The sequence below is a fragment of the Algicola sagamiensis DSM 14643 genome (assembly GCF_000374485.1).
In the GTDB taxonomy this organism is placed as follows: Bacteria; Pseudomonadota; Gammaproteobacteria; order Enterobacterales; family Alteromonadaceae; genus Algicola; species Algicola sagamiensis.
In genome coordinates this window covers 22508-48599 of sequence record NZ_KB894492.1, presented here as the reverse complement: position 1 = coordinate 48599, position 26092 = coordinate 22508, and the positions used below count along the sequence as shown (strand labels likewise).

Annotated in this window: 24 protein-coding genes; 9 read left to right on the top strand and 15 right to left on the bottom strand. The window is 42.6% G+C overall.

The window, feature by feature from the left end; all coding sequences use genetic code 11:
- Positions 1–9: 9 nt before the first annotated feature.
- Genes C505_RS0103700 through mnmG form a run of 4 tightly spaced genes read right to left on the bottom strand, consistent with a single transcriptional unit; the run spans position 10 to position 4281 of the window.
- Entirely contained in the window at positions 10–927 is a 918-nt protein-coding gene (locus C505_RS0103700; RefSeq protein ID WP_018691239.1) for a ParB/RepB/Spo0J family partition protein, read from the bottom strand.
- Positions 928–940: 13 nt separating this feature from the next.
- On the bottom strand, positions 941–1744 hold the full coding sequence (locus C505_RS0103695) for a ParA family protein (RefSeq protein ID WP_018691238.1): 804 nt from the start codon (positions 1742–1744) through the stop codon (positions 941–943).
- 18 nt (positions 1745–1762) lie between these two features.
- Positions 1763–2383: a 16S rRNA (guanine(527)-N(7))-methyltransferase RsmG gene (gene rsmG, locus C505_RS0103690; protein ID WP_018691237.1), complete on the bottom strand. Its 621-nt coding sequence runs from the start codon at positions 2381–2383 to the stop codon at positions 1763–1765.
- 8 nt (positions 2384–2391) lie between these two features.
- On the bottom strand, positions 2392–4281 hold the full coding sequence (gene mnmG, locus C505_RS0103685; RefSeq protein ID WP_018691236.1) for a tRNA uridine-5-carboxymethylaminomethyl(34) synthesis enzyme MnmG: 1890 nt from the start codon (positions 4279–4281) through the stop codon (positions 2392–2394).
- Positions 4282–4962: 681 nt separating this feature from the next.
- On the opposite strand from mnmG, the gene C505_RS0103680 reads away from it, so the two are divergent.
- Entirely contained in the window at positions 4963–6207 is a 1245-nt protein-coding gene (locus tag C505_RS0103680; protein WP_157368793.1) for a GGDEF domain-containing protein, read from the top strand.
- On the opposite strand, the gene mioC is transcribed toward C505_RS0103680, so the two are convergent.
- Positions 6194–6637 carry an FMN-binding protein MioC gene (mioC, locus tag C505_RS0103675; protein ID WP_018691234.1) on the bottom strand — a complete coding sequence of 148 codons (444 nt, stop codon included), beginning with the start codon at positions 6635–6637 and terminating at the stop codon, positions 6194–6196. The two genes, C505_RS0103680 and mioC, sit on opposite strands and share 14 nt — an antisense overlap.
- A 228-nt stretch (positions 6638–6865) precedes the next feature.
- Between mioC and C505_RS21320 the strand changes: the two genes are divergently transcribed.
- A complete protein-coding gene (locus C505_RS21320) occupies positions 6866–8077 on the top strand; it encodes a DUF3103 family protein (RefSeq protein ID WP_018691233.1) in 1212 nt (403 codons plus the stop codon).
- Between the two features lie 41 nt (positions 8078–8118).
- On the opposite strand, the gene C505_RS24200 is transcribed toward C505_RS21320, so the two are convergent.
- The 3 genes from C505_RS24200 to C505_RS0103655 are packed head-to-tail and all read right to left on the bottom strand — an operon-like array spanning position 8119 to position 10603.
- Entirely contained in the window at positions 8119–8256 is a 138-nt protein-coding gene (locus tag C505_RS24200; protein WP_018691232.1) for a hypothetical protein, read from the bottom strand.
- Positions 8257–8258: 2 nt separating this feature from the next.
- Positions 8259–9248: a cytochrome d ubiquinol oxidase subunit II gene (gene cydB, locus C505_RS0103660; RefSeq protein WP_018691231.1), complete on the bottom strand. Its 990-nt coding sequence runs from the start codon at positions 9246–9248 to the stop codon at positions 8259–8261.
- The gene (locus C505_RS0103655) at positions 9245–10603 is read right to left on the bottom strand and encodes a cytochrome ubiquinol oxidase subunit I (RefSeq protein WP_018691230.1); all 1359 of its coding nucleotides are present in this window, start codon (positions 10601–10603) and stop codon (positions 9245–9247) included. The genes cydB and C505_RS0103655 overlap by 4 nt, the downstream gene beginning before the upstream one ends.
- A gap of 270 nt (positions 10604–10873) precedes the next feature.
- Between C505_RS0103655 and C505_RS0103645 the strand changes: the two genes are divergently transcribed.
- The 3 genes from C505_RS0103645 to C505_RS0103635 are packed head-to-tail and all read left to right on the top strand — an operon-like array spanning position 10874 to position 14574.
- Positions 10874–12718, top strand: coding sequence for a sensor histidine kinase (locus C505_RS0103645; RefSeq protein ID WP_018691228.1), 1845 nt, complete (start codon positions 10874–10876; stop codon positions 12716–12718).
- On the top strand, positions 12715–14061 hold the full coding sequence (locus C505_RS0103640) for a sigma-54-dependent transcriptional regulator (protein WP_018691227.1): 1347 nt from the start codon (positions 12715–12717) through the stop codon (positions 14059–14061). The genes C505_RS0103645 and C505_RS0103640 overlap by 4 nt, the downstream gene beginning before the upstream one ends.
- Before the next feature lie 33 nt (positions 14062–14094).
- On the top strand, positions 14095–14574 hold the full coding sequence (locus tag C505_RS0103635; RefSeq protein ID WP_018691226.1) for a hypothetical protein: 480 nt from the start codon (positions 14095–14097) through the stop codon (positions 14572–14574).
- A 34-nt stretch (positions 14575–14608) separates the two neighbouring features.
- Here the strand turns inward: C505_RS0103635 and C505_RS0103630 are convergent, their stop codons facing one another.
- The 7 genes from C505_RS0103630 to rpmH all read right to left on the bottom strand — a co-directional run bounded on the left by C505_RS0103630 (position 14609) and on the right by rpmH (position 19360).
- Positions 14609–14950, bottom strand: coding sequence for a zinc ribbon domain-containing protein YjdM (locus C505_RS0103630; protein ID WP_018691225.1), 342 nt, complete (start codon positions 14948–14950; stop codon positions 14609–14611).
- Between the two features lie 93 nt (positions 14951–15043).
- Positions 15044–16411 carry a tRNA uridine-5-carboxymethylaminomethyl(34) synthesis GTPase MnmE gene (mnmE, locus tag C505_RS0103625; RefSeq protein WP_018691224.1) on the bottom strand — a complete coding sequence of 456 codons (1368 nt, stop codon included), beginning with the start codon at positions 16409–16411 and terminating at the stop codon, positions 15044–15046.
- On the bottom strand, positions 16408–16914 hold the full coding sequence (locus C505_RS0103620; protein ID WP_018691223.1) for a hypothetical protein: 507 nt from the start codon (positions 16912–16914) through the stop codon (positions 16408–16410). The genes mnmE and C505_RS0103620 overlap by 4 nt, the downstream gene beginning before the upstream one ends.
- 54 nt (positions 16915–16968) lie before the next feature.
- Positions 16969–18624, bottom strand: a complete 1656-nt coding sequence (gene yidC, locus C505_RS0103615; RefSeq protein ID WP_026317715.1) for a membrane protein insertase YidC — start codon at positions 18622–18624, stop codon at positions 16969–16971.
- A gap of 9 nt (positions 18625–18633) precedes the next feature.
- Positions 18634–18885: a membrane protein insertion efficiency factor YidD gene (yidD, locus tag C505_RS24000; protein WP_083938241.1), complete on the bottom strand. Its 252-nt coding sequence runs from the start codon at positions 18883–18885 to the stop codon at positions 18634–18636.
- Complete coding sequence (gene rnpA / locus C505_RS0103610) at positions 18843–19208, bottom strand: ribonuclease P protein component (RefSeq protein ID WP_018691221.1); 366 nt, start codon at positions 19206–19208, stop codon at positions 18843–18845. The genes yidD and rnpA overlap by 43 nt, the downstream gene beginning before the upstream one ends.
- Positions 19209–19225: 17 nt before the next feature.
- The gene (gene rpmH, locus C505_RS23995; protein WP_083938239.1) at positions 19226–19360 is read right to left on the bottom strand and encodes a 50S ribosomal protein L34; all 135 of its coding nucleotides are present in this window, start codon (positions 19358–19360) and stop codon (positions 19226–19228) included.
- A gap of 496 nt (positions 19361–19856) precedes the next feature.
- Here rpmH and dnaA point away from each other — a divergent pair, with 496 nt between their 5' ends.
- Genes dnaA through gyrB form a run of 4 tightly spaced genes read left to right on the top strand, consistent with a single transcriptional unit; the run spans position 19857 to position 25979 of the window.
- Positions 19857–21236, top strand: coding sequence for a chromosomal replication initiator protein DnaA (dnaA, locus tag C505_RS0103605; protein ID WP_018691220.1), 1380 nt, complete (start codon positions 19857–19859; stop codon positions 21234–21236).
- A 19-nt stretch (positions 21237–21255) separates the two neighbouring features.
- Entirely contained in the window at positions 21256–22368 is a 1113-nt protein-coding gene (gene dnaN / locus C505_RS0103600) for a DNA polymerase III subunit beta (protein ID WP_018691219.1), read from the top strand.
- Between the two features lie 7 nt (positions 22369–22375).
- Positions 22376–23500, top strand: coding sequence for a DNA replication/repair protein RecF (recF, locus tag C505_RS0103595; RefSeq protein ID WP_018691218.1), 1125 nt, complete (start codon positions 22376–22378; stop codon positions 23498–23500).
- A gap of 58 nt (positions 23501–23558) precedes the next feature.
- Positions 23559–25979, top strand: a complete 2421-nt coding sequence (gene gyrB, locus C505_RS0103590) for a DNA topoisomerase (ATP-hydrolyzing) subunit B (protein WP_018691217.1) — start codon at positions 23559–23561, stop codon at positions 25977–25979.
- Positions 25980–26092 lie beyond the last annotated feature (113 nt).

The window sequence follows — 26092 nt, the reverse complement described above, 5'->3', positions numbered from 1 at the left end:
TATTTCGCTCTAAGCGGGGATGTCTTCAGATTCTAGCGGATTTATCCGAGAAACAATTCCGTCCAATTCATCCAAAGAAGCGTAAGAAATCACGAGTTTACCTTTTCCTGAGTCATTGTACTGAATACGGACGTTTGACCCGATTGATTCGGATAATTGTTGCTCGAGAAGCTGTACATCAGGGTCTTTTATTTTCTCTACGACTTCTTTTAATGGTTGTTGAAGGCGTTTTACCAACTTTTCTGTTTCTCGAACCGTCAGCGCTTTGGCGACGACCTGAGCCGCAGCTTCAGATTGTAATGGACCTTCAAGGGATAACAACGCTCTTGCATGACCCATTTCTAAGTCGCCATGTTCTAACAGCTTTTTGACGTCTTCATTAAGTTGATTGAGACGCAATAAATTGGTGACTGTCGTTCGAGACTTTCCAACAGATTCTGCAACCTGCTGATGCGTAAGAGAAAACTCATTCATTAAACGAGAGAGTGCAACAGCTTCTTCCATTGCATTGAGATCTTCACGCTGAATATTCTCAATGAGTGCAATTGCAATCGCAGCATGATCAGCAACTTCTCGGATCAAACAGGGTACTTCGTCCAAACCAGCCATTTGAGATGCTCTCCAGCGGCGTTCACCAGCGATGATCTCGTACTTCTCATTTGCTAACTGTCGAACAACGATTGGTTGAATGATCCCTTGTGCTTGAATTGAGCCAGCAAGTTCATCCAACGCCTCTGCGGACATATCCTTTCGAGGCTGATAAGCTCCGGGCTCTAGAAATTCAACGGGAATAGTTTTTAAAGCACCATCTGATGGTACTGTATTTTCAGCTTCAACTTTGAGTTCATTTGTTGTGGATTTTGGCGGGTGTGAAGAAGTCAACAGCGCATCTAAACCTCGACCCAAGCCTCTGTTTCTCTTAGACATAGTCATTCTCGCTTTAAACTTCAGCAACAGCCTCTTTTGGTGCTTGTCGCTTGTTTTCTTCTCTGCGGATCATTTCTCCTGCCAGCGCCAAATAAGCTTTAGCACCAGCAGAACTCTTATCATAATGCATGGCAGGAACACCATAACTTGGCGCTTCGGCCAGACGGACATTTCTTGGGATGACCGTACGGTATACTTTATCCCCAAAATGACGTTTCAGTTGTTCAGAAACATCGTTCGCCAATCGATTACGCGGGTCATACATTGTCCTAAGTACGCCTTCTACCTGCAAAGCCGGATTTACCACTGCGGCTAATTTTTCTATCGTATCGAGTAAGGCAGTGACGCCTTCAAGTGCATAGTATTCACATTGCATTGGAACCAAAATTGAATCAGCGGCAGCCATGGCATTGACGGTGAGCATATTCAGTGAAGGCGGACAGTCGATAAAGATATAGTCATAACGATCTCGAATTTTGGAAAGCGCATTGCGAAGACGAACTTCTCTCGCAAACATTTCCATCAGCTTGACTTCACATGCAGTAACATCGGAATTAGCAGCAATGAGGTGGTAATGGCCAGAAGTTTCTTGGATCACAACCTCTTCAAAAGGGGATTCTTCAACGAGAAGTTCATAACAAGTCGCAGGCTCGTCATACTTATCAACACCAGATCCCATTGTCGCATTGCCTTGGGGATCAAGATCGATCAATAAAACTTTCCGTTTTGTCGCTGCCATTGATGCAGCGAGGTTGACAGATGTGGTTGTTTTACCAACACCGCCTTTTTGATTCGCGATCGCAATTATTTTTGCCACAATGTCCCCTAATGGATCCTATCCGCGCTTTGTTATTTTGATTAAGTGACGCTCAGCATTGAGGCCTGGTACATCCAAAGGAATGATTTCTTTCATTTCAACAATATCAGGCAGCTGATCAATTTCTTCTTGTGATGCGACACCTTTGAGTGCCAAAAATTCCTGGCCTGGCTTAATTAAATGAGCGCACCAGTTTACCATATCTGAAAGAGAAGCAAATGCACGGCTGAGTACACCCTGTAAAGTGACATCTGGGCTATATTGCTCAACCCGTGACTGAACAGGTTCAATATTCTCCAATTTCAGTTGATGTTTCACCTGCTTTAAAAATCGGATCCGTTTGCCAAGGCTATCCAGTAGAACAAACTGGCAATCAGGACGGGCTATCGCCAATGGCACACCAGGAAGCCCGGGGCCAGTACCAACATCAATATAATGCCCTGGATTCAAGTGAGATGAAACAACCAGACTGTCTAGAATATGCTTTGTCAGCATCTCTTCTGGATCTCGCACAGAAGTTAAATTATAGGCTTGATTCCACTTATCAAGCAAAGCAACATAATCGAGGAGTTGTTGAATTTGTTGTTCAGACAGGGATAAACCTGTCTGATCCAATAAAGAAATGAACGATTCTTTCACGAGTCACCTTAAGCGGTTTTACGAAGTAAACCTTGTTTTTTGAGATAAACCAGCAGAAGAGAGATCGCAGCAGGAGTGATCCCTGAAATTCGAGAAGCTTGGCCGATCGTTTCTGGTTTGGTGTCATTGAGTTTCGCGATCACTTCATTCGATAAACCACTGACTATCGCATAATCGAAGTCAGCAGGAAGTCGTGTCAGTTCATGACGTTGTTGTTTCGCAATTTCATCTTTTTGACGATCAATATAACCTGCGTACTTGATCTGGATCTCTACTTGCTCAGCAGCCTGCTGATTTGTGTGGGCAGGACCAACACCATCAATTTGCATTAAATCGTTATACCGAACTTCTGGGCGTCTGACGAGATCTGCCAAACTCGCTTCACGCGTTAAGGGCGATTTCAACAACGTATTGATCTGATCCAATGCTGGGTGTTTTTGATGGATCCAGCTTTCACGCATACGCTGATGCTCCCGTTCGATCGCTTCCATTTTTTCATTGAAGATCTGCCAGCGATGATCATCAACTAAACCGAGTTCACGACCCTTTTCTGTCAATCGAATATCAGCGTTATCTTCGCGAAGTAGAAGACGATATTCCGCTCGACTTGTAAACATTCGGTATGGTTCTTTCGTACCCAAAGTCGATAGATCATCGATTAAAACACCGATGTAGGCCTCATCTCGACGTGGAGACCAAGATTCTTTGCCTTGCGCTTGCAACGCGGCATTCATACCGGCAATTAAACCTTGTGCACCGGCTTCTTCGTAACCTGTTGTTCCGTTGATTTGCCCTGCAAAAAACAAGCCGTGTATAAATTTTGTTTCTAATGATGACTTTAGATCACGGGGATCAAAAAAGTCATATTCAATCGCATAACCAGGCCTTGTGATATGTGCTTCTTCAAACCCTTCGATTGAACGAACAATGTCTAATTGCACATCAAATGGTAAGCTTGTGGAGATGCCATTTGGGTATACTTCATGCGTCGTTAACCCTTCTGGTTCAACAAAGATCTGATGGCGATCTTTATCTGCAAACCGCATGATTTTATCCTCAATAGAAGGACAATATCGAGGACCAATTCCTTCAATCACCCCCGCATACATCGGAGAACGATCTAAGTTATTGCGGATCACTTCATGGGTTTTATCATTCGTATAAGTGATATAGCACGGTATTTGTTGCGGATGATCTTTTGACGATCCAATGAAAGAAAATACAGGTGTTGGAGTGTCACCTGGCTGCGCTTGCATCTTATCAAAACGAATTGATTTCGCATCAATTCTTGGTGGGGTGCCAGTTTTTAAACGATCAACTCGGAAAGGCAATTCTCTTAATCGGTTCGCTAAAGCAATGGATGGCGGATCGCCTGCGCGGCCACCAGAAAAGTTTTCAAGGCCAATATGAATCTGACCTCCAAGAAATGTTCCTACAGTTAACACAACTGTCTTTGCTTGAAACCGAAGTCCCATTTGAGTAACGACACCAACAACACGATCCTGTTCAACGATCAGATCATCGCAAGATTGCTGAAAGATCTTCAAGTTTTGTTGATTTTCAAGTTTTGTACGGATCGCTGCTTTGTAAAGTTGGCGATCTGCTTGTGCTCTCGTTGCGCGAACAGCTGGACCTTTTGAAGCATTTAAAGTTCTAAATTGGATCCCTGCATGATCTATCGCTCGGGCCATCTCTCCACCAAGTGCATCGATTTCTTTCACAAGATGACCTTTACCAATCCCACCAATTGCAGGATTACAGGACATTTGTCCAAGGGTGTCTACATTATGTGTCAGCAACAGGGTATTCATTCCCATTCTAGCAGCAGCTAAAGCAGCTTCTGTGCCTGCATGACCGCCACCGATCACAATAACATCGAATGCTTCATGGTAGAGCATTTTGACCTCTTTTCACCTCTATCAATACAAAAAGATCTGATTCGATCAACGAAAAAGCCGTTCATTTTAACTTGTTTCGTTTCGATTAGGAAAGGATAAATTGATCATCAAAAGATCGCAGATAGTAGATCATATAAGATCTATTTAAAGAAAGATCTTTTTATTGATCTTTTTTATTAGAGACCCCGATCTCTGTGGGTAATGTTGTCTTTATAAGATAGATCATGAAGTTAGATGCGATCTTTTTTTGTGATCTTTCTGGATCTATCGCGGTAAAAGCTGAGATCAAATAGCCTAGTTATCCACATGGCTATCGAACGATAAAACTATACAAGTTAAGATCAAGGCTTATTCATGGGATAAATCTCATATTATCCACAAACTATGTTTATCGTGGTAGCAAATTGTGAATAACTTGTTTTTTGTGATGTATGTATATTAATTGTTTTTATTTTGTTGATTATGTGTGGTTTTTCTCGTAGTATGATTAACTTCAACAAATAATGAATTGCCTTGCTTTATATTTGGCTTTGGTTAGAGGTTTGTTGAATTGTTAACTATCTCCTATGAAAGAGGAGGCAACTCCTCTTTTTATTCCATTTCTATTTTTACCAAATTAACTGCTTGCTTGGATCTTAGCTACACTTTAGATTGTTGCTTGATGTTGTAGGAGCAGATCGTTTGGATCAGCATGAAATTGAACATGAGATTCTGATTCATCTCCCTTTTGGTGTTGCTGTAATTGATCTGCAAGGCAATTTTCAATTTCGCAATGATGTTTTCATTGACTCCATTCAATTATCTGGCACTGAACTTCTCGGTCGATTTCAAGAAATACGCTCAGAATCATTTATTTATGATGAACCACAAGGTCACCGTCAGCTCACACTGGAAAGTCGCCGTGATGGTGATGTGTATTATGTGTTTGTTTCCCAGCAACCAGCGAAAGTCGCTGCACTCGATAAACTGGCAAATTTTCTTGCTGCACAAGCGGTGACGGGGGAGAAGGCAACTTTAACTGATATTGCTGGTGTGATTTCGGATGCAACACAGTGGCCGATTGTTGGTGTGTCAAGGTATGATCAAGAGTGCCCACATCGTCAGGCTACTTTTATGGTGTTTTGGTCTGATGGGAATGTCGGTTCAGATTTTTCATATGATCTGAAGGGAACACCATGTGAAAAAATTGCGACAGATGGTCAGGCTGTGGTGTTTCGAAATACATCCAAATTATTTCCTGATGACGCTCACTTACAACAAGAGAATATTCAAGATTATATTGGGATACCTTATCGCGATGCTTCTGGTGAGCAGGTGGGGCATATTTTTTTGGCAAATCGAGAAGCGAGTGACAATGTCGATGTTGCGACGGATGTCCTGAACCTTGCTGCAAGTTATATCGGAGCTCAGCTTGAACTGCATGAAAATATCGAACACTTAAAACAGGCAAAGGATCTGTCAAGACGAGATGTATTGACCGGCTTGTTGAATCGTCGTGCATTTGAACAGGATCTGTCTTATTTAAGATCTGAAATGCTTCAGTCACTCGAAGTTTTGTTTGGGATCATTGATCTAGATGGATTTAAGGGGATCAATGATCGTCTAGGCCACCAGCAAGGCGATCTTCTGCTCAAACGTTTTTCTTTTCACCTTTCTCACCATTTTCGCAGCAATGATAATGTGTATCGAATCGGTGGTGATGAATTCGCGATTATTATGCAAGGCTGTAATATGCGCTTTTTTAAAGTGCTCCAGCAACGCGTACAGGATTCGATCTGTAGTGTTCAGGAAGAGGGGTTTAAGGATATCGATGCCAGTTTAGGTTGCTGTGGTCTATGGGAAGTCCAAGGAGATACCGAAGCAATGATAAAACTGGCTGATGAACGGATGTATGCGGAAAAACGCAGTTTTCCTAAACGAAATTAGCAAAATGATTAATCATCCATTGAATGGCAGTATCTTCAGGCAGATCTTCCTGCAAAATATCAATTTCTAACCTGTCGAAAATTCTCTGAGCGCCAAGGTGATTGAATAAATTATCAATGTTTTTTGCCGCTTCACAGAATGTATCGTAGCTGGAATCTCCAACACCAATGATGGCATATTTCAGGTCACAAAGATCTGGTTTTTGTGAGTGAAGTTGCTCGATAAATGGAATTATATTCTCTGGGTAATCCCCTGCACCATAGGTTGAAGTGCAAATAAGCCATAAGGATTGACGTGGTATCTCATTGAGATCAGGTTGTTCAAAAATCTGAAAATCCAAGCTGGAAAGCTGTGGGTGGATAGCTATTTGATCGGCGAGATATTCGACACCGCCCATTTGACTGCCCACTAAAATGCTCACTTTTTGCATAGATCACCAATTACTCATATTTAATCATGAAAAAAATCACAATGTTGCTCAAACTTACTTCGTTTTTATTTAAAAAAGGTAAATAAAAGCTTCACATCGTCTCTAATCTGTTATAGAAATAAAACACAAGCGCAATATAAACCCTTTATATTCGATAAAAAAAGCATGAAATCCGTAGAAGATTTCAGCAAAAATTTCTACCTACCATGACAACGAGGGATAGAACAGATGAAAAAACTAGCAACAGCATTAACCTCTCTTACAATTGCGATGAGCGCTCAGGTATTTGCAAATTCACTAGAAATTAGCCTTGAAGATGCAGCTTTGGATTTAGAAAAACTGAATGCTATCGATAAAAGTCAATTTGAATCAAATTACAAAAAAACGGCTATCGTTATTTCTGATGAAAAACGTGAAATGGCTCAGTTTGTTGCAACTCATTCAGATTCCATCACAAAATTACTCAAAAACAAAATCTCTTGGGAAAAGCAATCTATTGAATTGAATGAGATTTTAGAATCCTCTGCACTATCTTATAAAGAGAAAGCAAAACTTTCGCAGTTTGACCAAACCTTAAGAAGCGCAAAAGGAATCGACACTTACACAGATTCGATCGTTCAGTTACGCTTAGCAAAAGAATCCATGTTACCTGGTTTAAAAGCGAATTCACAAGATGTTCTTTTTGCTTATGAGCCAGCGGGTGATGAAGAAACGTGGACACATATTGAAGCATTTGACGCTGAAGGCAATGTTCATTTACTTGACGTGAGTGAAGCACCAAAAAGACCAGTTATCGTTGTCGATATTAACGGTCGCAAATCTTTAACTGCTGGTATTCGTTTGATGCAAGAAAAGCTTTCATCTTTTGACAAAAAAGGTGCGCGCTTAATGTCTGAGTCTTCTGCGCCTACAGATGAAGCAGAGACAGGTTTGTCAACAACCGTTTTGGATCGGATCAGCCTTAAAGATGATAAAGAACCATGGGTCTCTGGTGATGCAGATGTTTACAGTATCGTTGTGGGAATTGACTCTGAGCGCAAAGAACCAAACCTAGACGTTTTAGATATGCCTTATCTGGACACGTCTGCCCGTGATTACTATCCATCACAGACTGTTGTGATTTGGGATCGCTATCGTTATCAGGCGGCTGATATGATTCTGATGGAGCAAGATGATAACACCAACTATCAAGATCTTGTTGTCAACCTGTTTGATATTGCTTCACAAGTGATCACAATGGTTGGTGAACCACAAGCCGGTACGATTACACAAATGACAAGCAAGTTGATTTCTGCGATGCCAAATCATTGGTTCTCAAATGATGACGACTATGTTGATGTGCTTTATACCATTCAGAAAGGCAAAGAGTACCGTGGACGTATGGGTGCAAGTGCAAATGCAAGTGTTGACCTAAGACCACTTGTTATTCCAAGAAACTAAAATCGTACTCTGAGGCTCAGTTCAACTGAGCCTCAGATTTATTACGCTAAAAAGTACAACAGGCCTTTGACTGACATCGCAAGGAGTAATGTCGCTAATATCCCCGCAATATATAATCCAACTGCCCAACCGAGTTTCTTTTGAGACTTATTTTTTGGGAAAAGCGCCTTATTATCCATTGCTAGTCATACCCTCCTGGTTTTTCAGGTGCCATTCCAGCAAATACCTTATAGTTGAAAGCGGTATAACCAAGAATGATAGGAACGAGAATGATCACACCCCAGAAAGTGAATTCTAAAGATGAGTCTGGTGCGATCACATCATAGAAAGTCATTTTTCCAGGGATGAAATAAGGATGCATTCCGGCCCAAAGTCCAATGAACCCTAAGAAAAATAAGGCAATGGTAAGAATCAAAACGCGATAGTTGTGTTGATATGACTTGCGACAAATATTCCAAATCTGCCAGCCAATGAAAGTCGACAGAAGTGGAATCGGGAGCAGCGGAAGCAAGTTTTCCAAAGATGTCCATCGTTCTGAAACCAATGGTTGTGTCATCAATGTCCATATGCTTACGATTGCTAAGCAGATCAGTAATAGGACGACTAAGTATTGTGCAAGGTGGGCGACTTTTTTGCGTATCCGAGCATTCCCTTTGATGAGCATCCAACCACACCCCAAAAGTGCATAGCCGACAGCAACAGAAAATCCAGTGAAGAGTGCAAATGGTGTGAGCCAAGTACTTGCTTCGACACCGACGTTGCCTTGGACGATATTGCCAAGGACAATTCCCTGACAAATCGCTGCAACGGTTGAACCGATACCAAAAGCACGATCCCACCAAAGTGTGCTTGTTTCAGCTTTAAATCGATATTCGAATGCCACCCCACGAAAGATTAGCGCGACCAACATGAGGCATAAAGGCAAATAAAGCCCGGAGAGGAAAGTAGCATAAGCACCAGGAAATGCAGCGAATAAGATCACACCTCCAAAGACTAGCCAAGTTTCATTGCCATCCCAAACATGGGCGACGGAGGACATGATCCGGCCGCGTTCCTTTTCGTCTTCAAACCAGGGATAGAGGATCCCAAGACCCAAGTCAAAGCCATCTAAAACCACATACATAATGACTGCGAAGCAGAGTAACCCGAACCAGAATAATGGATCTGTCATGCTTGGTCTCCTTTCATTGCCAAATGTTGTAGAGAAACTTTTATTTGATCTTCAGCCAGTTGACTTGGGCCTTTGCGGATCACTTTGCGCATAAAGTATAAGTACACACCGAAAAGTAGCGTGTATACAGTGATAAATAAGAAGAGTGTGAATGCCACATGAGAGGGCGGCAAATCAGAGATAACATCGTGTGTTCTGATATGTCCGTAAACCAAGAAGGGTTGACGACCGACTTCAACAACCCACCAGCCTGCAAGTGTTGCGATAAAGCCGCTTGGGATCATCAGCATCAGCCATTGTCTCAGTCGTTTGGGTAGCTGCGTATCTTTTTTACGGATAAACCATAAACTTATCCAAGCAGTAAGGATCATCAATATTCCTAAGCCTACCATGATGCGGAAAGAATAAAAAACAACAGCGACAGGTGGGCGATCTTCCTTAGGTACTGATTTTAACCCTTGTATTTCACCATCTAATTTGTGAGTTAAGATCAAGCTGGCTAAATGCGGGATCTTGATTTCAAAGTGATTCATTTCCTTTTCTTGATCCGGAATCGCAAACAGTCGTAGGCCTGCGCCTTTTTCTGTCTCCCAGATCCCTTCCATTGCTGCAACTTTAATGGGTTGGTGCTCTTTCACATTTAAACCATGCAGATCTCCAATATATGCTTGAAGTGGGGTTAAAAAAGCAAGCGCGATAATCGCAAACTTTAAGCTAAAAAAGCTAAACTCTCGATGTTTGATAGTGAGGTATGCGCTAACACCAGCGATGACAAAGCCTGTCGTAATAAAACTGGCCATCAACATATGTGTAAGACGGTAGGGGAATGATGGGTTAAAGATCACTTCCCACCAGCTCAGGACAACTGGTCCGGTTGCTGTCCACTCAACACCTTGAGGAGTTTGCATCCAAGAGTTGGCGGAGAGGATCCAAAATGCGGAGATCATCGTTCCAACAGCGACCGTCGCAGTTGCTGCAAAGTGAACGCGTTCACTCACTTTATCCCAACCAAAGAGCATGATCCCCAAAAAACCGGCTTCCAAAAAGAAAGCAGACAAAACTTCATAGCTCATGAGTGGACCAATGACAGCACCTGCTTGTTCTGAGAACTTACTGAAATTAGTTCCGAATTCATAGGAAAGAACAATCCCAGACACAACACCCATACCAAAGGTGATCGCGAATGGTTTGAGCCAGAACTTTGCCTGTTGAAGGTAGATTTGTTTACGTGTTTTCAACCAAGCGCCTTCCATAATTGCAATATAGAGTGCTAATCCGATGGTCAGTGTAGGAAATAAGATATGGTAACTCACTGTGAACGCAAATTGTGCACGTGAGAGGATAGCTGCATCCATCATTTTCTCCTTTTTTGTTTAAACCATTGGAGCAGGCTAGGCACAGTAGCGATAAGTACGACAAATGAGACTTGTAGGATTTGCCAAATGATCTCCATAGGACACCTCTTCATGGAATAAAAAATACAATTTGTTGATACAAATCATGTACCAACTTGTTTTTTTCAATAATATATTGATTTTAGGCACTTTTATTTTTTGAGTACTTTTTTGGATGTAAACTTTGTTTACAGTATAATAGTCTGACTTGTAAACAAGGTTTACAGCGCGATGCATTTATCAGTTTTCCAACTCTCATTATGGGTAACCGTTTGCCTGGGTAGTGTTGCTGCTATTTGGCTATTTCGTCATAAAAATAATGCTTTAGGGGCAAAGCCATTAGCTTTGTTCTGTGGGTTAATGGCGATTTGGTGTTCTGGGCATTTATTTTTACTGACGGAATACACGTTTCTCGGTGAGCTTTTAGTGCTGGCAAACCCACTTCTTCCGACAGCTTTTTTGCATTTTGCTTTGGTTTTTACGGCAGAAGCACTGGATGATTCAGGGATGAAGCGTTTGGTTCAATCTATTCTTCCGATTCCCTATTTTTGCTCGATTTTTATCTGGCTGCTTTCCCTTTATTTTACAGATAATCATATTGTTGCGACAAGTTATCTGCCACATGCCATCTATTTCGGTTGGAGTGGTTGGATCAATTTAGCTTATACCGTTGTGATTGGGGTGATTGCTCATGGGTTGCTGGCTTATGCCGGGATGAAAACCAGAGGGAATGTGCGACGATCAGTCATTGCGATGTTTTTTGCCGGAGGGTGGGGGTTCGTTCTTGCCTCTAGTTTTATTTTTCCTTCGCTGGATCTGGATATCTTTCCCTATTTGTTCTGCTTTATCCCAACATACGTGTTGGTCCTCGTTTTTGCTGTCGTTCGGTATCATATATTGGAAGTGAACCAATGGGCAGTGAAGACGATTTTCTTCATTTTGCTTTTACTCGTCGTGTTTATGCTTGTTGCTTTGGTGAGCGCTTTTGCGATTTGGGTTGGCTGGGAAGCACTTTCCGAAGTGAAGTTAAGCTCGTTATGGTTTTTTTCTTTTATGACTACGCTTGTTTCCATCGCATTTTACCGGCCTGCTCGTTGGTTGGCGACGCAATTAATATTCCCAGGTTCTCAGCTTTCAGTTGAAACGATGAACCTCTGGGGAACAGCATTAAATGCATGCCAGGATCATGCTTCTCTTTGTGAAAAAGGTGCCGTATTGATTTCCGATCACCTCAAAGAGCCTGTGCGAGTAGTGCTTGGTCAAGATTCACAGTCGGGACTGGTCGTTGAACTCCACCATCAGCATGATTGGTTTTACCAACTAAATGGATGGGAAAATACAACACCAGCGCTTCGGCATGTTGCTGAGGTTTTTTCAAATTTGATGGTGGCCCATGCAAAGCTGCTTGAGAAGTCATTATCTTTAGCAAAAGCAGAGCGGCAGCGACAAGAAGAGTTACGCCTTGTTGAAATTGGATCGCTCTCTGCGGCAATGGCTCATGAAATTCGGAACCCATTAAACATCATTTCTATGGCTTCTGCACAATGTGATCCACAAGTGAAAGTTTATATTCAAGAGCAAGTTCATCGTGCCGATCACTTGATCCAAGATCTTTTGTCTTATGCCAGAGTACTGAATATTTCTCCCAAGCCAACACCGTTAAACCCAATGCTGGAATCCATTTGTGCGCTACAGAAAAATGATATCAAAGTTGTGCTGCCAAATGAGGCACATACTGTATTTGCTGATCCTTATAAATTACAACAAGTGCTGACGAACTTGCTGGATAATGCATTTTCATTTGCTGCGCTCTCCTCAAATGGGTGTGTTTGTGTCACTGCTAAAGAATACCCAGAGGTGTATGAGGTCGGGATTCATAATAATGGGCCAGAGATTGAAGCTGAGATGACCTCAAACTTATTTAAGCCATTTATCAGTAAACGCCTAGGTGGAAGTGGTCTGGGTCTCGCCATTGTTCGACGCATCATGGATGCGCATGATGGAGACGTTTCTTACAGGCACGATTTAGGGTGGCCTGTCAGTTTTATTGTTCGATTTCCTAAGGAGGTCCTATGACGACGTTTCGGATCTTAATCATTGATGATGAACCTGCTTTTTGTGAACTCAGTGCTTTGTGGCTTAGACAAGCTGGTTATGAAGTCGTGACTGCAAACTTACCTGAAGATGGAAAAATGGCTTTTCTTGTGCAGCCATTTGACTTGGTTTTATTAGACTTGGCCATGCCCCCAAGCTTTACGCCTAAAGAAGGTTTATCGCTTCTGCCTGAATTCCAACATGTGCCTGTGATCGTGTTGACGGGTCATGCTGAGCGAGAACTCGCTTTAGAAGCATTATCACTTGGGGCATGGGATTTTCTCAACAAGCCTGTTGACCCAGACATGCTGGCAGTTGTAGTCAACCGTGCGCTGCAAAAGCAATCTCTCGCAAAAGAGCTTGCTCGAGTTCAAGCGCAGCATGCAAAGGAAAACTTAGGGTTAGAAGGGGTGAGCAATCACCTACAACAACTCAGAGAACTCATACAACGTGTTGGACCAACGGATGTTCCCGTACTGATAGCAGGACCAAGTGGGACCGGGAAAGAGCTTGTTGCAAAAGCTGTTCACCAGAAAAGCCGTCGCCATGCTCAGCCCTTTATCTCCGTACATTGTGGGGCGATTCCAAATGAGCTATTAGAAAGTGAACTTTTTGGGTATAAGAAAGGCGCATTTACAGGCGCAGATTCAGATAAAGATGGTTTGCTAAAAATGGCGGATGGTGGGACCCTATATCTGGATGAAATTGGAGAAATGCCACTGACGATGCAAGTGAAGCTCCTTCGCGTATTACAGGAAGGCAGTTATTACCCTGTTGGTGGTAGAGTGTTGGAACGGATTGATGTTCGAATCGTCAGTGCCACGCATCGACAACTTCCTCAGATGATCACGGAAGGTAGCTTTCGAGAAGACTTCTACTATCGCATTAAAGGCGTAACATTACAGACATTGGCCCTGGCTGATCGAAAAGAAGATATTCCTGTGTTGATCCAATCTTTCCTTTCTGAATATGAAAATGAATGTAAGTATTCACTTTCGGTGAGCCAAGATGCTAAACAATGGTTTGTATCTCAGTCTTGGCGGGGAAATGTGCGAGAGCTACGTCATGCAGTCCTCAGTGTTGCCGCCATATGTCAGGGGCAAATGATTCGTTTGGAGGATATCCATTTCATCTTTCCCGAAACGCGACTTCAGGCTACTGAGTCTGGTTCAATGCGTTTGGATGAGCAAATTGAGTTATTGGAAAAGCGTTTAATTCAAGAAGCATTGGTCATGAAGGAAGGGAACAAGTCTCAGGCTGCGATCCAACTCGGTATTTCAAGGCAGGGTTTGATTAAAAAGATGGAGCGTCTCGGTCTATCCTGAAAGGGTATTCAATTAGATAAAGTTGGAGTCCAAATGAAGAGTGAAGCGCTGAGGAGTTTATACAATACCAATACCACTGCAAAAATCTTCTTCGATTTTCTATCCTCGAAAACCAAGAATGTGAAAGTCTCAACAGTGGAGTCGACGGTCAGTGTGGTCAGTCGCACTGAGCCTAAAGTTTCCAGAAAAGACGTTGTTGAGATGTTTGAAAAACTGGATGAGCTTGAATGTGGCCAGTATATTCGAGGGCGAATTGGCCATAAGGCAAGATTTGAGTGGGATATTAATGCATTGCATATCGCGCGATTTTCTACCGGGGAAGAACCCATCTTAGAGTTTTACCCACAGTCTTTTGATGGGCAGACTCAGGAATTTGTTGAAATGCGTGTCCATCGTTTTAATCTAAGGGAAAATATGGAAGTAGAACTGACACTGCCACTGGATCTGTCCGAGAATGAAGCAAAGCGTTTATCGAGTTTTGTACTTTGTTTGCCTTTCGATGAATGTGATTGAAGGTGCTCGAACACCTTCAATTTTCATGATTCAATCAAGCTTTTTTGACAAACTCTGATTTGAGCATCATTGGTCCTATGCCTTCAATTTTACAATCGATATCGTGATCACCTTCAACGAGTCGGTTGATCTTGACCTTTGTACCAACTTTAGCCACTGAAGAGGAGCCTTTCACTTTCAAATCTTTAATAAGAGTCACGAAATCGCCATCTTGCAGGCGATTGCCATTTGCATCTTTGACGATCAATATATCCTGTTCTTCGCTTGCTTCTCCAGGTACCCATTCATGACCACACTCAGGGCAGACAAGTTGCTCTCTGTCTTCGTAGGCGTAAATAGATTTGCATTCTGGGCAAGGTGGGGTTGGTTCACTCATACTTCGAATTCTCTTATTCTACAACTTTACTCTATTGTCATTTGTATTTGAGGTTAGCGCAACCCGATCGAGAAGGTGATCGGGCATTGAAAACTATTTACCAATACAGAACGAAGAAAAAATCTTCCCTAATAAGTCATCAGAAGTAAACTCTCCCGTGATCTCGTTGAGGTGTTGCTGGGCGAGCCTTAGTTCTTCTGCAAGGATTTCCCCGGCGATGTATGAGGTGAGTTGTTCTTGACCAGTGTCAACATGTGCCGATGCCTGCTCGAGGGCTTCTAAGTGCCTTCTTCGTGCCATAAAGCCGCCTTCGGTTGTGCCTGTGAAGCCCATACAGGTTTTTAAGTGCTGACGTAGCATATCAATGCCATCCTGATTCGATGCACTTAAGTGGTACACCGAATAGCCTTCAGTCTCTGTAATACCAATCGACTCACCAGAGAGGTCTGCTTTGTTTCGAATGACCGTCAAACCGATATTCTCTGGGAGCGGGTCAACAAATTCAGGCCAGATCTGGTGTGGGTGAATATCATCGGTTGTTATGCTGTCGACAACCAATAAGACACGATCAGCTTGGCGGATTTCATCCCAGGCCCGTTCAATCCCTATTTGCTCAACTTTATCCGGGCTTTCTCGTAGGCCTGCCGTATCAATTATATGAAGCGGCATACCATCGATATGAATGTGTTCTCTCAGTACATCACGCGTTGTGCCTGCAATGTCTGTGACGATGGCAGCTTCTCGACCAGCCAGTGCATTCAGTAAACTAGATTTTCCTGCATTGGGACGGCCTGCAATGACGACTTTCATCCCTTCACGCATAATCGCCCCTTGTCTGGCTTCCCCCAGAATTTCTTTGAGCTTCTCTTGGATATTTTGCAAATCCGTGGCAACTTTACCGTCACTCAAAAAGTCGATTTCTTCATCCGGAAAATCAATGGCGGCTTCGACATACATACGAAGATGGATCACGGCATCAACAAGCGTCCGGATTTTTTTGGAAAACTCTCCTTGAAGGCTGTGAAGGGCAGATCGAGCTGCTTGTTCAGAAGTACTTTCGATGAGATCTGCAATGGCTTCAGCTTGCGTCAGATCCATTTTGTCATTCAAAAAAGCGCGCTCAGAAAACTCACCTGGGCGTGCTACGCGAGCAAGGCCTGTAGAGAGAACAGACTGAATCAGTAAATCAATGATGACAGGGCCACCATGACCTTGTAGCTCAAGCACATCTTCACCAGTAAAAGAGTTGGGTCCTTCAAAGAACAGGGCAATCCCTTCATCGATGACTGATTTTTGTGCATCATGGAACTTGAGGTAATCGGCATATCGAGGTTTCGGCAGTTTTCCGATAACATGCGATGCAATTGCTTTTGTTTTTGGTCCTGAGATACGAATGATCCCAACGCCACCACGACCTGGCGCTGTTGCCTGTGCGACGATCGTATCCATTGTTTGATTCATTGTTTCCTCTGATGTTTCTTGGGGCGGTAACAGATTTCTTTTTCCTGATTTTTAGGATCGATACTCACCCAGCGGTACGCATTGATGGATACAGTTTTTAAGGGGTGATCCATATTGAGTAGCCGCTGCTCTAATTGTTTTAAATAATCTTCTTTGTAGAACTGGACTGTATCATAGGTCACTCCGACTTGGACGGATTCGAGCTTGATTTTTTGGAGGCCACTTTCAATCTTGAATGTTCCTTCACCTCGAACTTCAAGTTTTGATAATGGTAAAATCTGATGTGCCTGAATGGATTCTATGAGGTAGAGGTAAAATCGATTTTGATAGACGTCATATCGTTCATAGGAAGTAAGTTTTACGGTGAGTTTATTATTGTCGCCAAAATGTTCTGTGCTTTCACAAATCCATTGACCGTGTATGTATTGCTGTAGTGTCAACGCGAATAGCGAATGTGTCCAGAATAAAGTGAGGCCAAACACCAATACAAACAAACGATGCAATGTAACCTCCCTAAAAAGAAGGCGGCTATTTTAACCGCCTTCTTCACGAATATGCTAACTGCTTTTGACTGAAATACCGCTCTTTTCCATCGAGCGATAAATGTAAAGCATCTGCGCAATTGAAATCAGGTTGCTCACTAACCAGTATAACACGAGGCCTGATGGGAACGGGAAGATGATAAAGAATATAGAGAAGATGATTGGCATCATCTGCATCATTTTCTGTTGCATCGGGTCCGTTGTTTGCGCTGGTGTTAGCTTTTGCATCAACCACATACTTGCACCGAAGAGAACAGGTAAGACATAGTAAGGGTCTTTTGCGGAAAGATCCGTGATCCAAAGGAAGAACTCAGCATGACGAAGCTCGACACTTTCTAAGAATACCCAGTAAAGCGCAAGGAAAATTGGCATCTGAAGCAACATTGGCAGACAGCCACCCATCGGGTTGACCTTTTCCTTTGCGTATAACTCCATCATCGCTTGACCCATACGTTGACGATCATCACCATAGCGTTCACGTAGCGCAGTCATCTTAGGTTGCAGATTGCGCATCTTCGCCATAGAAACGTATTGCTTCTTCGTGAGTGGGTAAAGAAGTGTTTTTACAAAAATTGTAATGGCGATAATCGCAAGACCCCAGTTCACAACGACGGACTGGATCAAACCGAGAAGCCAGAATAATGCTTTACTGATTGGCCATAGGAAACCGTAGTCAATCGTTAAATCAAGGGTATCTGAGAGTTTTGCCATCGCATCTTGGTCTTTTGGACCAACATAAAGCGTTGCAGAAGTTTGACCATGTTTCCCTGGCTCAATTTGTAGTGCTTGACTCGTGAATCCGATGATCCCGTTGCCACCACTGCTTGCACGCGTAAAAATCGTATTTTTCTCATCTTTTGGTGCAACCCAAGCTGAGACAAAATAATGCTCAAGCATCGCAACCCAACCACCTGGCGTCGAAGCCTTCAGATCACGTTCCATCACATCATCAAAGTCGTACTTTTCATATGGCTCATCAGTTGTAGAGTATGCAGGTCCACGATAAATCGTCATCATCGCATTGCCAGATTCTGGCGCATTCACAGACTGTTTCAATTGTCCGTAAAGTTGAACTTGTGCAATTTCTGAGGTGTTATTCAGGACATCATAAGTGACATCAACAGCGTAAGAGCCTCTTTTGAATGAAAACTTCTTATGGAATAGGAGATTGTTTTGCTCGTAAGCTAGGGTAACGACGAGTTCATCTTTTCCATCTTTCATCTCAAAGAAGCTTTGGTCTGCGTGATAAACAGGACGTCCTTTCTTACTTGCATCCGGTCCATGTTGACCAATCAGGCCACTTTGCGCGATATAAGTAAAATCTCGAGATTGTTGAAGGAGTTGAACAGGTGTGTCTTTGCCCAATTTTTCTTTATAGTCATTGAGCTTTGCTGAAATGATATCACCACCACGTGTGTTGATCAGGATATCCAGCACATCTGTTTTGACTTCAATCGTTTTTTCTTGTCCTACAATCGCGCCAGCAGTACTCACAGGCACATCATCGGAGACTGCACCCGAAGTTGACGCGGTTGGTGTATCTGCAATTTGGCTAATTTCCGGCGCTGATGAAGGAGCGGGTTGTGGAGCATGCTCTCTCTGCCACTCCTGAAATAGCAGGAAGGTTACTAAGAGTAACCCAATAACAAAAAATGAACGTTGCGATTCCATCATAATTATTTACTTCTCACCTTGTTTTGGTTGAGGGACTGGATCGTATCCGCCTTGGTGTAAAGGATGACATTTTAATAGACGTTTGAGTGTCAACCAACACCCAATGACCGTTCCATGCGTTTTTATTGCTTCAATCCCATATTGAGAACAAGTTGGCGAGAAACGACAACTTGGCCCAAGAATGGGGCTGATAAAGCGCTGATAGCCTCGGATAATTAAGATTGAGACTTTTTGTAACGGTGAGCGATGCGTCGCCATAGCTGCTCCAACTGGGCAAAGACTTCTGCATTATCCACCTGATCGATACCATGCTTGGCGATGATAACCATATCCATCGCAGGTATTTGATGTTGATGGAGGCGAAAACTCTCTCTTGCAAGTCGCTTAACGCGATTTCTTGCATAAGCCTTCTTTACTTTTTTCTTGGCGACCGTCAAACCAATACGTGGGTGGCCCAGTTGATTTGGTTTTGCCAAAACAGTAAAGCAGGGAGATGCAGCCCGGATAGGATCTTTAAATAAGGGGGTGAATTCAGAGGGAGTTAGCAAACGTAACTCCCTAGGAAAGGTATTTGCTTTCACTTGCTTCTCAAGAGATCTTAAGCTGACAAGCGAGCACGGCCTTTAGCACGGCGACGCGCTAAAATTTTGCGACCGTTTTTCGTAGCCATACGAGCACGGAAACCGTGTGTACGCTTACGCTTTAAGTTTGATGGTTGAAAAGTTCTTTTCATAGCTCTTTCCGTCCGGTCGGTTGTTGTTTTACGTACGTAATTTTAATCGACGCAATTACTGCATGATTAAAAGAGCGCGAATTCTAATTAAGCCGGAGCACAATGTCAACTGTGACGGCGAAAAATAGAGCGAAATAATACAAAAGTTTTTATTCGCCATGCGATCATAATGATCTTATGCCAGGATCGCAAGTTGTCCACAAAGGTGAGGATAAATTCTGATTATGCGGTGTATAGATTATAAATTTGAATGATCAAGTGTGGATCCTTTATGGGATCACAAAAAAGATCGAAAAAAATTCACAAAATAAAATCATTATAAATCAACTTGATATGTAATTTATCCACTAGGAGCATAGTTTCAATAAAAATCAAGATTGCACTTGTGGATAAAGAGATAGGATAATGGGAGGCTTTTATGAATTAAGAAGAGATCCTTCACGAGGATCCTTGTCAGAACTTTCTGTTATTTTTTGTGGACTTAGGAGCTTTCCGCGTGTATCAATCCGTTTGGCAATCCTGCCTGAATACATTACAGGATGAACTGCCTTCTCAGCAATTCAGTATGTGGATCCGACCGCTTCAGATCGAATCTTCGGATAATACACTCACGCTTTATGCACCAAATCGTTTCGTTTTAGACTGGGTACGCGATAAATATCTAAATCGGATTAATGAGTTGATCCGCCAGCACTGTGGGGATGAAAGTCCGAGCCTGCGTTTCGATGTGGGAAGTAAGCCCAGCTTAATGGCTGATAGAATGCAGGAAGAGCAAAAGTCGACACAGCGTCCAGCATCTGCATCTTTTCTTTCGCAAACCAATGCGGCACCAGAACCTGCACCAAAACAGATCACACAAAGCAATATCCGGGCGAACTATCAGTTTGAAAATTTCGTTGAGGGTAAGTCGAACCAATTGGCTCGTGCTGCTGCAACTCAGGTTTCTGATAATCCTGGTGGTGCGTATAATCCGCTATTTCTTTATGGTGGGACTGGTTTGGGTAAGACGCACCTGTTACATGCAGTGGGTAACGGGATCCTCATGAAGAAAAAAGACGCGAAAGTGATCTATATGCACTCAGAGCGTTTTGTTCAGGATATGGTCAAGGCCTTGCAGAATAATGCGATTGAAGAGTTCAAGCGCTATTACCGCTCTGTTGATGCACTTTTGATTGATGACATTCAGTTCTTTGCAAATAAAGAGCGCTCTCAAGAGGAATTCTTCCATACATTTAATGCATTACTGGAAGGCAACCAGCAAATCATTTTGACCTCTGATCGTTACCCCAAAGAAATAGATGGGGTTGAAGATCGTTTGAAGAGTCGATTCGGCTGGGGATTGACCATTGCCATTGAACCTCCAGAGTTGGAAACCCGTGTTGCGATTCTCATGCGTAAAGCAGAGGAGAGTAATATCCGTTTACCAGAAGAAGTCGCATTCTTTATTGCGAAGCGTTTGCGGTCCAATGTTCGTGAATTGGAAGGAGCACTCAATCGTGTCATTGCAAATGCAAACTTTACTGGGCGTCCGATTACAATTGATTTTGTGAAAGAGGCTTTGCGTGATTTATTAGCGCTTCAGGAAAAGCTGGTCACGATTGAAAATATCCAAAAAACGGTTGCTGAGTACTTCAAAATCCGTGTTGCTGACTTGCTCTCAAAGCGCAGAAGTCGTTCTGTTGCAAGACCGCGGCAAATTGCAATGGCATTGGCGAAAGAACTCACAAACCATAGTTTGCCTGAAATCGGTGATGCATTTGGTGGCCGTGATCATACAACGGTTTTGCATGCTTGCCGTAAAGTGGATGCGCTCAAGGAAGAAAGCCACGAAATTAAAGAAGATTATCAAAACTTGATCCGCACATTGTCTTCATAATGAGAAGAAGAACTGAACCATGAAATTTACGATCCTTAGAGATGATTTCTTAAAACCCCTCAATATGGTCTGTGGTGCAGTTGAGCGGAAAAGTACGCAACCGATTTTGTCGAATGTGCTGCTCAAAGCTCAGGATGGAACCTTGCAACTCACAGGTACAGATTTAGAAATAGAGCTTGTTGCCTCAGCTGTTCTTTCCCAAATAGAAGCGCCGGGTCAAGTGACTGTACCAGCGAAAAAGCTACTTGATATCATCAAAAGCCTACCTGAAGGCTGTGATATTCAATTTGAATTACAGGCTGAGTCTGCTGTGATTCGTAGTGGTCGTAGTCGCTTTTCGTTGTCCAGCTTACCCGCAGAAAATTATCCAAACCTAGATGACTGGTCTGCAGAGTTTGAATTCTCTTTATCTCGTTTAAGTTTACGCCAGCTCATTGAAAGCACACAATTTTCCATGGCAAATCAGGATGTTAGATATTACCTGAATGGTTTGTTCTTCGAAGTAGAAGGAAGTACGCTTCGAACTGTAGCAACAGATGGGCACAGACTTGCTTTGGATGAGCTGACGATGAGCCAAACAGCATCTTCGAATAAACAGATCATCGTGCCAAGAAAAGGTGTCTTAGAAGTACTTCGCTTACTTGAGTCTGACGATGAGCAAGTTCAGTTTCAAATCGGAAAAGGGCACATTCGTATCGTCGACACATCTTTTATCTTCACAAGTAAGTTAGTTGATGGCCGTTTTCCTGATTATCGTCGTGTCTTGCCAAGACAAGGGGATAAGGAAGTGGTTGCATCTCGCGAACTTCTCAAAAGTGCTTTTGTTCGCGCTTCTATCCTATCGAATGAAAAATTCCGTGGTGTCCGACTCAACTTAAATTCTGGTATTCATGAACTCACGATCACAGCAAACAACCCAGAGCAAGAGCAGGCGGAAGATGTTGTTGAGTTAGTTCAGTATGTAGGAGGCGAGTTAGAGGTTGGATTTAATGTGGGTTATCTTTTGGATGTTCTCAATACGATCCGAGCAGATGAGGTAAAACTTACACTGAGTGACTCAAATAGTAGTGCGTTGATTGAGTCAATGGACGAATCACAAGCAATGTATGTTGTGATGCCAATGAGGCTCTAGACACCCAATGGGACTGTGTATTCAAGAATTGGTTGTTGAGCAGTTTCGTAACCTAACGACGAACAGTCTTACCTTAGCATCTGATTGTAATATCTTCCTTGGTGAGAATGGCAGTGGTAAAACAAGCCTTCTCGAAGCCATATATTATCTCAGTTGTGGCCGCTCTTTTCGTACTCAGCAGAAAAACAGACTGTTGCAACATGAGCAACCACATTTTTTCGTAACAGCAGAGTTACTTGATGAACAAGGACAGAAGACAGTTCTAGGAAGCCAACGGACACGTGCTGGGGAAGTTGTTTCTCGTATATCAGGACAACCGGCACGTGGGTTTTCAGAGATTGCTCGATTTTTACCTTTACAGCTGATAACACCAGAGACCTTTAAGTTATTTATCGGTGGTGCAAAAGAAAGGCGTAAATTTGTCGATCTTGGTGTGTTCCACGTGGAACATCAATTTCATCAACATTGGCTCAGCTTTTCTCGTGTGTTGAAACATCGAAATGCACTCTTAAAGCAAATTAAGCTGGGTGTAAATCAAAGAAGTGAATTGAAGTATTGGAATGATGAGTTTGTTCGACTATCTGAGGTTCTAAACCAATTTCGTCGAAATTATGTTGAGCGATTGAATCAGGTGTTTGAAGAACATTATGCTCAATTGTTCCAGGCTATGAATCTTGCTCTGCATTATAAGCCTGGATGGAATGAGGATATTGGGCTTGCATCCCATTTAAAAAATGTAGAGCAAGCAGATTTTCGATATGGCTATAGCACGATCGGAGCACATAAGTTTGACTTAGTCATCAAATCTGGTGACTCATCGGTTGAAGATTATTTATCAAGAGGTCAGCTAAAGTTACTGATCTATTGTTTAAAGTTGGCTCAGAATCGACTCCTAGCAAAAGCAACACAAACAGTGCCTGTGCTTTTGGTGGATGATATTCCCTCTGAACTAGATAATAAAACTCTAGGTATTATTTTTGATGAACTTGCAAAAGCAGGTGGGCAAAAATTTATCACTGCGATTCAATTGCCAGGCTGTGATAAAATACTTTCAAATTTCAAAAGCGTTCAGATGTTTCACGTGAAACATGGTGAGATAACGCAAGAACAAGATTTAGAGCAGGCTGTATAACAAATATTGTTATTAGGCTTCTCAATGGAAAACTTATAAAAAGTGGTGGACATCCTGTATGGCGGAACAAAACTACGATTCATCAAGCATTAAAGTCTTGAAAGGTCTGGATGCGGTAAGAAAACGTCCAGGAATGTATATTGGTGACACAGACGATGGTTCTGGTCTTCATCATATGGTATTTGAGGTTGTCGATAACTCAATTGATGAAGCTTTGGCTGGCTACTGTAGTGATATCTTTATTACGATTCACGCAGATAATTCGGTTTCTGTTCGAGATAATGGTCGAGGTATCCCAACAGATATTCACCCAGAAGAAGGGGTGTCAGCAGCAGAAGTCATCATGACCGTCCTTCATGCTGGCGGTAAATTTGATGATAATTCATATAAAGTATCTGGTGGTTTGCATGGTGTTGGTGTTTCTGTTGTAAATGCGTTGTCTGATAAGTTGAAGCTGACTATCCGCAGAAATGGCCAAATCCACGAGCAAGAATATCATTTAGGTGAACCAAAGCAGCCGCTGACAGTGGTTGGAGAATCAGAAACAACAGGTACCGAAATTCGTTTTTGGCCATCTCCAGATACATTTAGCGATATCAACTTTCACTATGACATTTTAGCGAAACGTCTTCGTGAGCTTTCTTTCTTGAACTCAGGTGTTTCGATTAACCTCATTGATGAGCGCGAAGAAGATAAGCGTGATCATTTTAAATATGAAGGTGGTATTCAAGCGTTTGTTGAGTTCTTGAATCAAAAGAAAACCCCAATCCATCAAAAAGTTTTCCATTTCTCATTTGATAGAGATGATGGGGTGAGTGTTGAAGTTGCGATGCAATGGAATGACTCATTCCAGGAAAACATTTTCTGCTTTACCAACAATATTCCACAAAAAGATGGTGGAACACACTTGGCAGGGTTCCGTGGAGCATTGACGAGAACGATCAATTCTTACATGGAAAAAGAAGGGCTACTGAAAAAAGAAAAAGCGAACACATCTGGTGATGATGCACGTGAGGGTTTAACGGCCGTGATTTCAGTGAAAGTACCAGATCCAAAGTTTTCCTCTCAAACGAAAGATAAGCTTGTTTCTTCAGAAATTAAGCCAGCTGTTGAAAGCGCGATGAATACGCACCTAGCAGATTTTCTTCTGGAGTGTCCAGGCGATGCAAAAGTCATAACAAATAAAATTATTGACGCTGCTAGAGCACGTGAAGCTGCACGTAAGGCAAGAGAAATGACACGCCGTAAAGGCGCAATGGAACTCGCGGGCCTTCCTGGTAAGCTTGCGGATTGCCAAGAAAAAGATCCTGCGCTTTCAGAAATCTACATAGTGGAGGGCGACTCTGCGGGTGGAAGTGCGAAACAAGGTCGAAATCGTAAGAATCAGGCTATTCTACCGCTAAAGGGTAAGATCTTGAATGTTGAGAAGGCGAGATTTGATAAAATGCTTTCTTCTCAAGAGGTTGCGACGCTCATTACTGCGCTTGGTTGTGGTATTGGCCGTGATGAATACAACCCAGAAAAACTTCGCTACCACAGTATCATTATCATGACCGATGCGGATGTCGATGGTTCACATATTCGAACGCTTCTTTTAACTTTCTTTTATCGTCAAATGCCTGAAATCATTGAAAAAGGATTTGTATATATTGCCCAGCCGCCACTTTATAAAGTAAAACGTGGTAAGCAGGAAACCTATATCAAAGATGATGAGGCATTGACAAGACACCTGACCAGTATTGCACTGGATAATGCTTCTCTTCATGTGAATGCGCAAGCACCATGTATTCAAGGTGAACAATTAGAAGCGCTTGTACTTCAATATCGGGATACATTTAGAGTCATTGATCGTTTATCTCGCCGGATTCCATCTGGGATCCTTGAGCAACTGATCTACACGGATAAATTATCTGATGAACTTTGCAAAGATGCAGCAACAGTTCAAAAGTGGGTAGATACATTTATAGGGTTGCTAGAAGCGAATAATGCGACCGGCGCGATATTCTCAGGGAAGGTTGTTGAGGATAAAGAGCGACACTTGCACTTGCCACAAATCACGATGCGCCAACATGGTGTCGATTCTGACTATATATTCAATCATGATTTCATTACTTCAACGGACTATGCAAAAATCACATCTCTAAGCGATGCAGTACATGGATTGATTGAAGAAGATGGTTATGTGAAACGTGGGGAAAGAGTTTTCAAGGTCGAGAAGTTTTCCGATGCTTTGACGTGGTTGATGAAGGAAAGCGAAAGAGGCCTAAACTTCCAGCGTTATAAAGGATTGGGAGAAATGAACCCAGGCCAGCTCTGGGAAACAACAATGGACCCTGAAGCACGTCGTATGATGCGTGTCACGATTGAAGATGCGATTGCAGCCGATCAATTATTTACGACATTGATGGGCGATCAAGTTGAACCACGGCGTGATTTTATTGAAAAGAATGCTCTGAAGGTGATGAACCTAGACGTGTAATCTCTGTGTGAGTTCTCATCAATCATGAAATACGTAGGCCACTTGAAAGTGGCCTTTTTGTTTCAAGCTCACTAGATACTGATACTGATACTGATACTGATACTGATACTGAT

Bases quoted from the DNA above. Each gene is read 5' to 3' on its own strand.
- C505_RS0103700 (WP_018691239.1), bottom strand. From the start codon at position 927: ATGTCTAAGAGAAACAGAGGCTTGGGTCGAGGTTTAGATGCGCTGTTG.
- C505_RS0103630 (WP_018691225.1), bottom strand. From the start codon at position 14,950: ATGAGTGAACCAACCCCACCTTGCCCAGAATGCAAATCTATTTACGCC.
- rpmH (WP_083938239.1), bottom strand. From the start codon at position 19,360: ATGAAAAGAACTTTTCAACCATCAAACTTAAAGCGTAAGCGTACACAC.
- C505_RS0103655 (WP_018691230.1), bottom strand. From the start codon at position 10,603: ATGGATGCAGCTATCCTCTCACGTGCACAATTTGCGTTCACAGTGAGT.
- gyrB (WP_018691217.1), top strand. From the start codon at position 23,559: ATGGCGGAACAAAACTACGATTCATCAAGCATTAAAGTCTTGAAAGGT.
- recF (WP_018691218.1), top strand. From the start codon at position 22,376: ATGGGACTGTGTATTCAAGAATTGGTTGTTGAGCAGTTTCGTAACCTA.
- C505_RS0103640 (WP_018691227.1), top strand. From the start codon at position 12,715: ATGACGACGTTTCGGATCTTAATCATTGATGATGAACCTGCTTTTTGT.
- cydB (WP_018691231.1), bottom strand. From the start codon at position 9,248: ATGACAGATCCATTATTCTGGTTCGGGTTACTCTGCTTCGCAGTCATT.
- yidD (WP_083938241.1), bottom strand. From the start codon at position 18,885: ATGGCGACGCATCGCTCACCGTTACAAAAAGTCTCAATCTTAATTATC.
- C505_RS24200 (WP_018691232.1), bottom strand. From the start codon at position 8,256: ATGGATAATAAGGCGCTTTTCCCAAAAAATAAGTCTCAAAAGAAACTC.
- C505_RS0103645 (WP_018691228.1), top strand. From the start codon at position 10,874: ATGCATTTATCAGTTTTCCAACTCTCATTATGGGTAACCGTTTGCCTG.
- C505_RS0103635 (WP_018691226.1), top strand. From the start codon at position 14,095: ATGAAGAGTGAAGCGCTGAGGAGTTTATACAATACCAATACCACTGCA.
- yidC (WP_026317715.1), bottom strand. From the start codon at position 18,624: ATGGAATCGCAACGTTCATTTTTTGTTATTGGGTTACTCTTAGTAACC.
- mnmG (WP_018691236.1), bottom strand. From the start codon at position 4,281: ATGCTCTACCATGAAGCATTCGATGTTATTGTGATCGGTGGCGGTCAT.
- C505_RS21320 (WP_018691233.1), top strand. From the start codon at position 6,866: ATGAAAAAACTAGCAACAGCATTAACCTCTCTTACAATTGCGATGAGC.
- mioC (WP_018691234.1), bottom strand. From the start codon at position 6,637: ATGCAAAAAGTGAGCATTTTAGTGGGCAGTCAAATGGGCGGTGTCGAA.
- mnmE (WP_018691224.1), bottom strand. From the start codon at position 16,411: ATGAATCAAACAATGGATACGATCGTCGCACAGGCAACAGCGCCAGGT.
- dnaN (WP_018691219.1), top strand. From the start codon at position 21,256: ATGAAATTTACGATCCTTAGAGATGATTTCTTAAAACCCCTCAATATG.